A 12,802-nucleotide genomic window follows, 5' to 3' on the forward strand; every position below is an offset into this window, starting at 1 on the left:
ATTGTTACAATTTGCCCCAAAAGGCAATAACAGTCTTGATTAAATTTATGTGATGTTGTCATTAAAATGTCATAATTCATTCATAAACTGGCGAGCATTCAATTAAGTAGTTTGATCTCAATATTGCTCGAAGGGAGTGTCATGGCTGCAGCGAATATTTTGGTGGTAGAAGACGAACCGGCGATCCAGGAATTGCTGGCGTTGAATATCAAACAGGCGGGGCATCATGCTATCCGTGCCACCAGCGTTGAACATGCACAAATGTTGTTACGCGAAACGATGCCAGACCTGATTTTACTGGACTGGATGTTGCCTGGCATGAGCGGGATCGAGTTTGCGCGCAGGCTTAAATCTGACAGCATGACCAAAGAAGTGCCGATTATCATGCTCACTGCCCGCGGCGATGAGTTTGACAAGGTGCGTGGTCTAGAAGTGGGTGCGGATGATTATGTGACCAAGCCATTCAGCCCGCGTGAATTAAATGCACGCATCAAGGCCGTGTTGCGCAGACGTGCGCCGCAGATGACAGATGATCCGATTGAAATTGCCGGCTTGCATCTAGACCCGACTACCCATCGTGTGACTGGTCATAATGTCCATATTCCACTGGGCCCTACCGAATTCAAACTGCTGCATTTCTTCATGACCAATCCGGAGCGTGTGCATAGCCGTACGCAACTGCTGGACAAGGTGTGGGGTGACCGTGTCTTTGTTGAAGACCGTACCGTGGATGTGCATATCCGTCGTTTACGCAACGCACTGGTGGCCTCCAATCATCAGGAAATGATTCAGACTGTCCGCGGTTCAGGCTACCGTTTCTCCGTGCATACCGATCCTGGTACGCAATAAGCATTCTTCCTTAATTTGACAAAATACGAGCAAGACCATGGGTCTTGCTCTACCATCCGGCAGGGTGTCGTGATACGCTTGCGCCTGTTTCATTTTTTTAATGGCAAGGCCCATGAACGCTGCTGCAAATGCTTCCTTGAATGAGTCACTTTACCGCTGGTTGATCCGGCTGTTTTGGCTTGTACTGGTCGCATGGGTGGCGTTGACCTTCCGTCAGCATGGCATCAGCAATGATGAGTATGTGCAGCATACCTATGGCCAAATGCTGCTCGACTGGTATCAGTCGGGATTCAAGGACCAGGACGCTTTTCATTACCGTAATCTTTATCTCTATGGCGGCCTGTTCGATATTATCGCGGCCGCACTCGACCCCTATATCCCGGTCATGATCTGGGATATCCGACACCTGCTCTCGGCCTTGTTTGGCTTGCTTGGTTTTTATGGTGTCTCGCAATTTGGCCGGTTGCTAGGCGGCCCCCGTCTGGCACTGTTGGCAATGACCATGTTGTTTTTGACGGTGTCGTGGTCAGGCACCATGTTTACCCATACCAAAGATGTTCCGTTTGCGACCTGCATGCTGTGGGCGCTGTATGCCACCGCCTTGGTGGTGCGCGACATGGAACTGGTGAGTGGCAGAGTCATTGTCCTGCTTGGCTTTGCGGTCGGCGGTGCGCTTGGCTTGCGCGTGGGCGGCGCCTTTGCCGTGATTTACCTGGTTTTGCTGGTCATGCTGCGGGCCTGGCTCGATCACAGGCAACTGCATACCCCGATATTTTCGCGCCTGGTGCGTATGGTGTGGGTGTTGCTGCCTGCGGCAGTGCTGGCGTTTGTGTTTATGGCCATGTGCTGGCCGTGGAGCGTGATCGAGGCCGACAACATGCTGGAGGCGGCCAAGTCGTTCTCCCATTTTGACTTTAATATGCAAACCATCGCCAACGGGGTGGTGTATAACATCAGCGAAGTTCCACGCAGCTATTTGTTCCAGTATCTGGCGGTGAAGTTGCCTGAGGCAGCGCTATTGGCGTTTGCCGGGGTTGTCCTGCTATGGCTGCTGAATAGACGGTCACTGCGCCTGGCCGACAACGCAACACGCATGGCTATGTATACGCTGTTGATGGGCATCCTGTTTCCGCTGGTCTTTGTCATGGATGACCGTCCAGCTTTGTACAATGGTGTCCGTCACTTTACCTTTATCTTGCCCTTGCTGGCCATCTTGTCTGCCTGGTCTGTGCTCGCGGTTTGGCAGGCCTGCGCGCAGTGCACATCGTCCTTGCATTATCACGCACAGGCACTGTGGGCGGGGGTTATCGCCGGGCTCATGCTGGTGACGCTGGTGGATATTGTGCAAATGCATCCGTATCAATACGTCAGGTTAAATCGTCTGGTTGGCGATCAGGCACAAGCACAGTTCAAATGGGAGGGCGATTACTGGTCCAGCGCCCTGCGGGCGGCTGCGGCCCAACTCACCGCCCTGCATTTGCCCGCGCGCAGCCAGCCTTATTGGGTGGCTGCCTGTGTGGATACGCCACAAATTGAGCCCTATCTGGATGGTCGCTTCAGTGTCACCCGCCGCTGGGAGGAAGCAGATTTTTTCCTCTCCACCACCAATATGCATTGCCACGAGGTCATGCAAGGCAAACTCATCAGTGGCATCCAGCGCGAAGGCATGTGGCTGGCAGTAGTCAAAGACCGTCGTCACTTGCAAGGGGCGGATCGCAAAGCGACGCCAGCCAAAAACTAACCGCAATCCGCTACAATAGTCCCAGTTATTTTTGAGTATGACGCCATGACCACTGCTGTTAGCCATCGCCAATCTGCCCAGCCGCATATGACGGTGATGGTGCCTGCTTACAACGAAGAAAAAAATATTGCAAAAACCTTGCAAAATATCCGGCAAGATTTGCAGCAAATGTCGCCCAACTGGGACATTGTCGTGGTGGATGACGGTAGCCGTGATCAGACCTCACTCGTGGTGCAGTCGCTGGTGGACGAGTGTCGTGTGACCCTGGTCAAGTTCTCCCGCAACTTTGGCAAGGAAAACGCCATCAGCGCTGGCCTGACTTATGCCAAGGGTGAGATCGTCATTTGTATGGATGCCGATGGTCAGCACGCTTCAGATCTGATGTACACCATGCTGGAAAAGTGGCGCGAGGGATATGACATGGTCTATGCCGTGCGTCAGGACCGCGAGCAGGAGTCGCCCTTCAAACTCTGGGGATCTCGGCTGTTTTATCGCATGATGAGTAGCAGCACCCATGTGGAAATCCCGCGCGACGCCGGTGATTTCCGCCTGATGGACCGTAAAGTGGTCGATGCGCTGTGTGCACTGCCAGAACGTAACCGCTTCATGAAAGGTATCTATGCCTGGGTTGGCTACAAGTCGATCGGCATTCCGTACACCCCATTGCCGCGGTTGCATGGTGAAAGTGCTTATTCAAAACTCAAGCTGATTGCCTTGGCCTGGACTGGCATTACCAGTTTCTCGGTGTTGCCTTTACGTCTGGCCAGCCTGACTGGTGCCACCCTGGCTATTCTGGCGTTTGCCTATGGTTTGCTGGTGGTCATTGATGCGCTATTTTTTCATGAGTCTGTTCCTGGATGGCCCACCGTCGTTGCCAGCATGATGTTCCTGTCCGGCGTACAGTTGTTGTTTATCGGCGTGCTTGGCGAATATCTGGCGCGTGTTTATGATGAGGTCAAAGGGCGGCCACCCTACATTGTGGCAGAAGTCGTCACGCCTGCGCCATCAGCGGATTCCCGCTAAGCGTCCCATGCGTGCCTCGGTACTCGGGTTTGTCAGTGTTGGTGCCTTGGCGGCCGCCGTCCATTATGTCATGGCGCTACTGGCACATGCCTGGGGCCTGTCACCAGCACAGGCGAATTGGATCGGCTTTTTATGCGCATTTCCGGTCAGTTACCTCGGTCATCGGCTATGGTCTTTTCGCGGCACACAAGCCAATCATCTGGCGGCATTCTGCAAGTTTTTTGCGGTGGCCTTATTGGGGTTCTTTGGCAATCAGGCCCTGTTATGGTTGGGGCTGAACTATACGCCGCTGCCTTTCTGGCTGGTGCTCGGCTGCGTGATGGTGATGGTCGCGGCAAGCACCTGGCTGCTCAGCCGTTTTTGGGCGTTTCAACATCATGAGGGCCAAGCATGACGCAGCTCATTATTTGTGCAGATGATTATGCGCAGTCCGCCGCGATTGATGACGCCATCCTGGCCTTGATCGAGCGCGGCGTATTGACTGCCACCTCTTGCATGACCCTGAGTCCGCGATGGCAAGAGACTGCCCGACATGTCACGCCAGCCATCCGCAATTTGGCAGACATCGGCTTGCATCTTGATTTCACGCAGTACGCGCACACCTCACGCTTTGCACATCCCGTCCTGATCATGCGCAGCCTGTGCGGCATGCTCAACCCTGCAGATGTGACGGCGAATATTACACAGCAACTGGATGCCTTTGAAGCGGCCTTGCACACGCCGCCTGATTATATTGATGGTCACTTGCATGTGCACCAGTTGCCAGTCATCCGCGAATCGTTGATCACACTCATGCAACAACGCTATGGCCATCTGCCCGTGGATCAACGTCCCTGGTTGCGTATTTCCAGCCCGCCAGCAGCAACCGGTCTCAAGGCGCGCATTATTCATTGGCTAGGCGCACAAGCCTTGCAGCGACAGGCAAGTGCGGCTGGTTTCCGGGTCTCGCCAGTCTTATTAGGCGTCTATGATTTTCAGGGCGATGCTGCTGCCTATCAGGCGCACTGGATAGAATGGGCCAGACAACTCAAGCAACTGGCGCCTGTCAGGCAAAACGAATTGCCACCCGTCCTCATGTGCCATCCTGCCCGGCCAACACAGACGGTGGATCCCTTGGACCCCATCGCCATTGCGCGCATGATCGAGTGGCAAGTCATGCAGTCCGCTGATTTTTCAGCCTGGCTTAAGATGGCAGACCTGCAGCCGGTCAAAGGCCACCCGAAAGGCCTGCCATGCGCGTAATCACCGCCTGGCTCAGCCAGGCCTCGTGGATACAACAAGCCTTTCTCTCGTGCCTGTTAGGCGCGTTAACGGTGTTTGGTTTTGCGCCGTTTAACCTGTTTTGGCTACCTTGGCTGACGCTGGCAGCGTTGCTGGTAATTTGGCAGCAGGCGGCCACACCCGCGCAAGTGTTCAGGCTGGGCCTGGCGTTTGGCTTGGGCTTATACGGTGTTGGTATCTACTGGATTTATATCAGCCTGCATACCTTTGGCGGCATGCCCTGGTGGTTTGCCGGGTTTTGTACCTTTTGCCTGTGCGCCTTCATGGCGCTGTTCCCGGCCCTCGCCGGTTATCTGGCAAAAAAAGTCGGTCATCTGCTATGGTCTGCGCCACTGCTATGGGCCTTGTCCGACTGGGTGCGTAGCTGGATTTTTACCGGGTTCCCCTGGTTGACACTGGGCTACAGTCAGGCCCCAGATAGCCCGCTCAGCGGTTTTCTGCCTGTCGTTGGCATCTATGGCGTCTCTGCCTTGCTCATGCTGGGGGCTGCCAGTCTTGCTTGCCTGCTGATCACGCCGCAGCGTAAACCGGCTTTCATCATGCTCGCGCTATTGTGGCTAGGCGGCAGCCTGCTGACACTGGTGCCGTGGACGCAGCCTACGGGCAAACCTGTCTCGGTCGCCTTGCTGCAAGGCAATATTAGCCAAACCATCAAATGGTCGCCTGAGCACGCTGAACAGACCTTGCGTCAGTATTTTGACATGGTGCAGCAAACCCAGGCCCAACTGATGGTGCTGCCCGAAACCGCTTTGCCGGTGTTGCTCGAGCAACTTGCGCCCAGCTATCTCGATGCTCTCAAACAGCACGCAGTACAGCAAAAAGGCGACCTCTTGGTGGGCGTTGTTGAGTCCAAACAAGACCAGTACTTTAATAGCGCCATCAGCCTGGGCACCTCTCCCACACAGTCATATTCCAAAAGCCACCTGGTGCCTTTTGGCGAATTTATTCCGCTTAAAAGCCTGTTCGGCTGGATCTACCGTGACTGGCTGCATATGCCGCTCAGCGATTTATCCCGCGGCACATCGAAACAGCCATTGCTGATTGCCGGGCAAAAAGTCGGCGTCAATATCTGCTATGAAGACGTGTTTGGCGAAGAAATTGCCCAGCAACTGCCGCAAGCCGAGCTCTTGGTCAATATCAGCAACGATGCCTGGTACGGACAATCGTTTGCGGCCGACCAGCATATGCAATTCAGCCAGGTGCGCGCCATTGAAACCGGGCGGATGGTGTTGCGCAGCACCAATACGGGCGCCACCGCCATCATCGATAAAAATGGCCAGGTATTGCAGCATGCACCGCATGATGAGGCGGTGATATTGACGGGGGAAGCGCAGAGCTACCAAGGAAAGACGCCTTATGTTTTTTGGGGGAATTGGGCGTTTTTGGTCTTGAGTGCGGCAGGATTGATCTGGATTAGGGTAAGAAGGTAATTCTCGCTCTTGTGTTTGCGGATTGAAGTAGACCAGTCTTGTCGCTAGCGCAGTCACGTCTGCGTGGGTTTAAGAGGCGATTCTTACGACATTCTGTGTCCACATCAAGGTTGATTGATAGAGTAGTAGGGTGGGCATGGATGCCCACGCGGATAGTTGCTTGTAATCTGTGATGTTCTATTTCGCCACTCGGCGAGTGATTTTTCTTTGCTTGCTCAAAGAACACGTCAGCAAAAGAAAGTGCACCCGAGTTTCCGCTGATTCCCTGCGGTGCTCGGCTTAGGGATTTCGTCCATTGCTTTGCCGGACTGAGGCTAAGCGTTCGCGAAACTCATCTTGGCTAGAGCTGCCAATACGGCTTCACCTGAAGCTCAGCCTATGCCGCAACACGGTGCTGGACGAGGTGACTTTCTGGAGGGAAGTCACTGGTCTAAAGGCGAAAAGATTGCCTGACTAGTCAGCCAAACATCAAGGCGAAGAAGAATTGCTTGCTCATTTAACCCCTCTTTTCCCTACCAAAAAAGTGCTGATACAAAATCGGCAAGACAAACAATGTTAAAAAGGTCGCTGTGATGAGGCCACCAATCACCACAATGGCTAATGGCCGTTGAATCTCAGCGCCTGGTCCGGTGGCAAACAATAAGGGAATCAAGCCAAAGGCGGTGATGCTGGCGGTCATGAGTACTGGCCGTAGGCGGCGTTTGGCGCCTTCGTAGGCGATGAGGCTGGCGGCCATCCCTTGTTCAGCCAGGTGTTGGAAGTGACTGACCATCACGACGCCATTTAGTACGGCGATCCCTAGCAGCGCGATAAAGCCGACCGAGGCTGGGACAGACAGGTATTCACCTGACAGCCACAGTGCGAATACGCCACCGATCATGGCAAATGGGATGTTGGCGAGTATGAGCAGGGCTTTGGGCAGGGAGCCGAAGGTCATGAACAGCAGCAGGGCAATCAGTGTGACCGCAATCGGGATGACGATGCTAAGCCGTGCGGCGGCACGTTGCTGGTTTTCAAACTGGCCGCCCCATTTCAGCCAGTAGCCTTCGGGTAGCGTTACTTGCTGTGCCACTTTTTGCTTGGCTTCTTCTACAAAGCTGACCAGATCGCGCCCTTTGACATTGGCGGTGACGACGACCATGCGGTTGCCGCGTTCGCGGTCTATCTTGACCGGGCCTTCTTCGCGCACGACGTGGGCGACGCTGGAAAGGGGGACGGTATCGCCTTGTGGCAGCGCCAGCATGAGCTGGCTGAAGTCGGCGGCGGATTCGCGCACGATCTGGCTGCCGCGCAGCAAGATCGGGGTGCGGCGGTTGCCTTCCAGCACGATACCCAGCAATTTGCCTTCGAGCTGGCTTTGCAGCAGGGTGTTGATGTCCGCCACGCTAAGGCCGAGTCGGCCGGCGGCGACGCGGTCTATCTTGATTTGCAAATATTGCACGCCACTGTTTTGCGGGGTATAGACATCCTGATTGCCCGGGATGGATTCAAGCACTTTGATGATTTGCTGCGCTTTCTGGTCAAGTACGTTGAGGTCTGTCCCAAAGATTTTGAGCGCCAAATCACCACGCACACCGAGGATCATTTCGTTTACGCGCATTTCGATCGGTTGCGTGAAGTTGTAATCCAGGCCTGGAATGCTGTGCATGACCTGGCGTAGCTTTTCGATCAGCGTGGCTTTGTCTGGCACTTGCCATTGGTCACGCGGTTTGAGCACCAGAAAATTATCGGTCTGATTCACGCCCATCGGGTCCAGGCCCAGTTCATCAGCGCCCGCCCTGGAGTAAACGCCTTCGAGTTCTGGCACTTGTTGTAGCAGGGTTTGTTGCAGATGGTTATCTGTTGCGATGCTTTGTTGCAGCGAGATAGAGGGCAGTTTTTCGGTGCCGATGATGATGTCGCCTTCATCCATGGTGGGCATAAAGGTTTTGCCGATCAGCGGATAGACGGCGCCGGTGAGCACCAGCAGGATAACCGCGGCTAAAAGCACAGGGCGCTTATGTTGCATGGCCGTGTTCAGTGCGCTGGCATACCAGTGATTGAGGTGCCGGATCAACCATGGCTCTTCGTTGGCCTGGTCGCGGATGAGGAACGAGGCCAGTACCGGAATAATGGTGAGCGATAGCAACAACGATGAACCTAGAGCGAAAATAATGCTCAGCGCCACCGGCGCAAACAGCTTGCCTTCCAACCCTTGCAGACTGAGTAAGGGGAGAAATACGGTCATGATGATGATCATACCGGCACTGACAGGCACACTGACCTCGCGCATGGCCGCGAGAATGATGCCGAGTTTATCTGTGGTGGGTGAGGCTTGCTTGTGCGCCAGATGTTCGACGATGTTTTCGACCACCACCACGGCAGAGTCGACCAACATGCCAATGGCGATGGCAAGGCCCCCCAATGACATGAGATTGGCTGACATGCCATATTGCTGCATGAGCCAAAAGGTGGCGAGCATGGCCAGGGGCAAGGCGCAGGCAACGGTGAGCGCTGCACGCAGGTTTCCTAAAAACAGTACCAGTAAAATCAGCACCAGCACTACCGCTTCCATCAGCGCCTTGTTCACCGTGTGTACCGCGTGTTCGACCAGATTACCACGGTCATAAAACACATGAATATTGACGCCCTTGGGGAGGGTGGGGGCGATTTCATCCAGTTTGGCACGTACGCCTTCCACCACTTGTCTGGCGTTCGCGCCCCTCAAGCCCAACACCAGGCCTTCCACCGCTTCACCTTTACCGTTACGGCTGACGGCACCGTAACGGGTCAATTCCCCGATGCGGACTTCGGCAACATCCGCGATGCGTATGGGGCTGCCCTGGTGACCTTTGAGCACGGTATGGCGCACATCATCCAGCGTCTTGAAGGCGCCTTCAGCACGTACCAGTAAAGACTCTTCGCCATCCTTGAGGCGGCCTGCTCCATCGTTGCGGTTGTTTTCGCTGATGGCTTGTTGCAGTTCGCTCAAGGCGACGCCACGTGCCTGCAGCTTGGTGTTATCCGGCACGATTTCAAAGCTGCGCACCAGTCCGCCCAGGGCATTGACATCGGCCACGCCAGGCACGGTGCGCAAACGTGGACGAATCACCCAGTCCAGGAGCGAGCGCTTTTCCTGCAGGCTGAGCGTGTCCGACTCTATGGTGAACATGAACATTTCGCCGAGCGGAGTGGTCATGGGGGCGATACCGCCAGAAATCTCGGCGGGCAAGTTGGGCCAGGCATTGTTGAGCCGCTCAGTGACCTGCTGGCGCGCCCAGTAGATATCGGTGCCGTCTTCAAAGTCGATGGTGATGTCGGTCAGGGCATATTTCGCCACCGCACGTAAACTGGTTTGTTTGGGGATGCCCAGCATCTCGACTTCAATTGGCGCGGTAATTCGCGTCTCAACTTCTTCAGGCGTCATGCCCGGTGATTTGATGATAATTTTGACTTGCGTCGAAGAGACGTCCGGGAAGGCATCAATGGCAATGGTCTGATAAGCGGTCCAGCCTGCGAACAGCAGGCCGATCGCAAACACGCACACCAATAGCCGCTGCTTGAGCGAGGTTTCAATGAGCCAGTTCAACATGCTTATTCTCCCCCCATGCCCAGCCAATAGCCTTTTAAGGCGGCTACGCCATGCGTGGCGATGCGTTCATTGCCGGTTAAATCGGCTTTGATAATGAGCTGTTGGTCTTCTTCCAGCAGAATGTTGACGGGCATGACGGTCACGCCGTTGGCTTGTTGCACAAAAATCAGGGCCTGTTCGCCCTGGCGGGCCACCGCCGTTCTCGGGACGGCAAAACTGTGTTGTGTCGTATGCTCAACCAGCGCCACATCTACGATTTGCCCGATAGACAGTTGCTCGGCGCCTTCGCTAATCACGGCACGGACTTGCGTTGTTTGGTTGTTTTTGTTGAGCTTGCGCAACACGGTTTCAACTTTGGCGCTCAGCCCCAACTTGGGCAATTTGACGGCTGTGCCAGGCGTCAGTGTGCTGGCCTGAGTCATCGGCAGCTGCATCATTAGCCATAACGGCTTGGGATTCATGATCGTGAAAATCGGCATGGCCATATCCACGCGTGCGCCTACGGATTGCTGCTGATCCATGATTTGGCCGCTGATAGGCGCAATAATGACCATGCCGTTTTGCATGCTGCGTTTTTGCGCCAGTTGATGGATTTGCGTTTCGCTCAGGCCCGACAGCTTGAGGGTTTGTTGCCGCTCATGCATGAGCGCCTGGCTGGTTTCATAGGCGCTTTGGGTTTCCTGCATCCGGCGCTGGGCAATAATGCCGTCCTTGAACAATTCCTGGTCACGTTTGAGGGCTTGCTCATGCAGTCTGGCCTGGGTTTCTGCTTGCAGATAATTGCTTTGCAAGGCGATCAGGTCTGGGCTGCTGAGCTGGCCAATGACCTGGCCTTGTTTCACGCTATCGCCGACACTGACATTCAGTTTGGTAATCAGGCCGGCTTGCGGCGCGGTGACGACGCGTGTTTGCGTGGGCGGCAAGACGACTTCTGCGGGATAGCTGGCAGAAAGACCGGTTTGCTGGGCTTTCAACGGCCCCCATTGCACCTGCATTTGCTGCAGTTGTGACGCGGTCAGTGGCAAGCGTGTGGCCGCCAAGGTGTTCAAGGACAAGCAAGCCGCGAGCGTGAATAACAGTATTTTTTTCATGGGAGGACTCCTACGGCCTGATTGTATTTGGCGATATTCCATTGCACTTGAAGTTGCTGGCTGCTCAAACTGCGTTCAGCTTCAAAAGCCAGCAGTTGCAGGCGTAATAATTGGTTGAGGTCAAGCTCGCCCAGCCGATAGGCTTTGCGTGCCAGCGCAAAATTTTCACTGGCGATGGCTTGTTGTTGCTCGATGACGGCGAGCTCCTGGCGGCTGACATGCAGGTTGTGCTCAGCCTCGTGCAGGCTGTTTTCGAGCTGGCGGCGCAGGGTTTCCAGTTGCGTGCGGGCATCGCCGATATTTTGTTCTGCATTGGCAATCAGGGGCGCACGCTGCACTTCGCTTTGCAGCGGGATGTTGACATAAAGCCCCATGCTGCCATTGAATTTGCTATCAAAACCACCCTGTATGGTGCGCGTATTCACCGTGAGCGTCGGGTTTTGCCGCTGCTCTATCATGGTCAGGTCACGCTGCCCTTCTGCCAGCTTGACTTTTGCTTGGGCTGCCAGCCAAAACGGGGATTCTGTATAGCCTTCACGGCTGGAGAGGGATTCTTCGAGGCGGGCTGGCATTTCATTCAGGCCGGTCAACTGCTGGTAGCGAAATTGCGCATGCATGAGTTCTGCCTGGGCCGTGATCCACAAGCGCTCAGCCTGCAAGGTTTCCTGGCTGGTTTGCATCACCTCGAGTTTGGCCACTTCTCCCGCCCGAAAGCGTTTTTGCACATCCTCGGCAATGCTGCGCAAGGTGTCGCGTCTGCTTTCTGCCAGACGTAACTCATTACGGCGCATGGCAATCTCCCAAACTGCATTGCGCAACAAGTCTGCCGCCAGTTGTTGCAGGCTGGCCTGGTCCTGTGACAGGCTGTTATCAGCCAAACTGGCCACCTGGCTACGCGCTTCGCGTTGCCCCGGTAGCCAGATCGGGATTTGCATTTGTGCTTGCCATTCGCGCTCATCGCGATCACTCAGCCAGGCATCGTTTTGATGAGAGAAACCGACGCTAGGTGCCAGGGGCAACCAGCTTTTTGCCATGATTTTGCGTGCGTTGACCATTTGCTGATGCGCGGCCAGCAAGGCTTGTTGCGGGTGAATGGCCACCACCTGCTGCAAAACCTCGTGCAGTGACAGGCGTGCATTGAGCGCCACGGTATCTTCGTGCTCGGTAGGATGCTGGGCGACACTGGCGGGCAATTTCTCGGCCAGCGCTGGTTGCGCAAGCCAGACGCCGCAGGCGGCAAGCCAGGCGATCAGCAGGGAGCGGTTGACTCCCCTAACTAAATGAAACATAGAGACTCCTGAATAAAACAGGCAAACGGATGGCTAATGCCAACCGGTGCTACGCGTATTTATTCAGGCGTAAGGCGGTGCGCGTGGGGCGTGGCAGGCGAGAGTGAGACTGGACGGAGCGCGTTCCTGACGGTGTCGCTCAAAAGGTTTTTCAGATCGTTGCAGCGCGATTGCCAGCAACAGTAGTGCGGGCAAAATGGCGGCGGGCAGCCAAAAGCTGGCATAGGCATCTATCAGTGATGACAGCGGATTGCTTTCGCTGATGGCTTGGCCTAAGCCGATGATTTGACCGTGCGATTTGTTGGAGTGTACATGCCAGTGAAAAGGGTGCTTGGAAGCTTCGGCCTGAGTATGCAGGGCGGGGATATCAACCATGTGCATGTGCGGACCGTCATCCGCCGCGGTATCGCCAGCAGCATGGGCGTGCATGAGCGGCGCGACGGTTTGCAGCAAGGCAAACCATAGCGTCAACAACAATACCCATGTGCGATAAGTGCTCATCTTCTCAATCTAACAAAATTCAGTGA

10 protein-coding genes are annotated in these 12,802 nt (G+C 55.1%); 6 read left to right on the forward strand and 4 right to left on the reverse strand.

Annotation, left to right across the window (positions count from 1 at the left end):
- The first annotated feature begins 141 nt into the window (after positions 1-141).
- The 6 genes from phoB to lnt all read left to right on the forward strand — a co-directional run bounded on the left by phoB (position 142) and on the right by lnt (position 6,324).
- Positions 142-849 (forward strand): phosphate regulon transcriptional regulator PhoB, encoded by a 708-nt coding sequence (phoB, locus tag ACT53G_RS13055; RefSeq protein ID WP_194749295.1) that lies wholly within the window; start codon positions 142-144, stop codon positions 847-849.
- A 112-nt stretch (positions 850-961) separates the two neighbouring features.
- Positions 962-2,590 carry an ArnT family glycosyltransferase gene (locus tag ACT53G_RS13060; protein ID WP_476169618.1) on the forward strand — a complete coding sequence of 543 codons (1,629 nt, stop codon included), beginning with the start codon at positions 962-964 and terminating at the stop codon, positions 2,588-2,590.
- Between the two features lie 45 nt (positions 2,591-2,635).
- Positions 2,636-3,613, forward strand: a complete 978-nt coding sequence (locus ACT53G_RS13065) for a glycosyltransferase family 2 protein (RefSeq protein WP_275356638.1) — start codon at positions 2,636-2,638, stop codon at positions 3,611-3,613.
- Between the two features lie 7 nt (positions 3,614-3,620).
- Positions 3,621-4,007, forward strand: a complete 387-nt coding sequence (locus ACT53G_RS13070) for a GtrA family protein (protein WP_194749298.1) — start codon at positions 3,621-3,623, stop codon at positions 4,005-4,007.
- Entirely contained in the window at positions 4,004-4,855 is an 852-nt protein-coding gene (locus ACT53G_RS13075; protein WP_476169619.1) for a ChbG/HpnK family deacetylase, read from the forward strand. The genes ACT53G_RS13070 and ACT53G_RS13075 overlap by 4 nt, the downstream gene beginning before the upstream one ends.
- Positions 4,846-6,324 (forward strand): apolipoprotein N-acyltransferase, encoded by a 1,479-nt coding sequence (gene lnt, locus ACT53G_RS13080; RefSeq protein ID WP_476169620.1) that lies wholly within the window; start codon positions 4,846-4,848, stop codon positions 6,322-6,324. Before ACT53G_RS13075 ends, lnt begins: the two co-directional genes overlap by 10 nt.
- Positions 6,325-6,820: 496 nt before the next feature.
- Here lnt and ACT53G_RS13085 read toward each other — a convergent pair whose 3' ends face one another.
- The 4 genes from ACT53G_RS13085 to ACT53G_RS13100 all read right to left on the reverse strand — a co-directional run bounded on the left by ACT53G_RS13085 (position 6,821) and on the right by ACT53G_RS13100 (position 12,776).
- Positions 6,821-9,895: an efflux RND transporter permease subunit gene (locus tag ACT53G_RS13085; RefSeq protein ID WP_379073504.1), complete on the reverse strand. Its 3,075-nt coding sequence runs from the start codon at positions 9,893-9,895 to the stop codon at positions 6,821-6,823.
- A 2-nt stretch (positions 9,896-9,897) separates the two neighbouring features.
- On the reverse strand, positions 9,898-10,986 hold the full coding sequence (locus ACT53G_RS13090) for an efflux RND transporter periplasmic adaptor subunit (RefSeq protein ID WP_275356643.1): 1,089 nt from the start codon (positions 10,984-10,986) through the stop codon (positions 9,898-9,900).
- Complete coding sequence (locus ACT53G_RS13095) at positions 10,983-12,275, reverse strand: TolC family protein (RefSeq protein ID WP_476169621.1); 1,293 nt, start codon at positions 12,273-12,275, stop codon at positions 10,983-10,985. The genes ACT53G_RS13090 and ACT53G_RS13095 overlap by 4 nt, the downstream gene beginning before the upstream one ends.
- A gap of 63 nt (positions 12,276-12,338) precedes the next feature.
- Positions 12,339-12,776 carry a hypothetical protein gene (locus tag ACT53G_RS13100; RefSeq protein WP_379073507.1) on the reverse strand — a complete coding sequence of 146 codons (438 nt, stop codon included), beginning with the start codon at positions 12,774-12,776 and terminating at the stop codon, positions 12,339-12,341.
- Between the last annotated feature and the right edge of the window lie 26 nt (positions 12,777-12,802).

It is taken from the genome of Methylophilus sp. DMC18 (assembly GCF_056314005.1).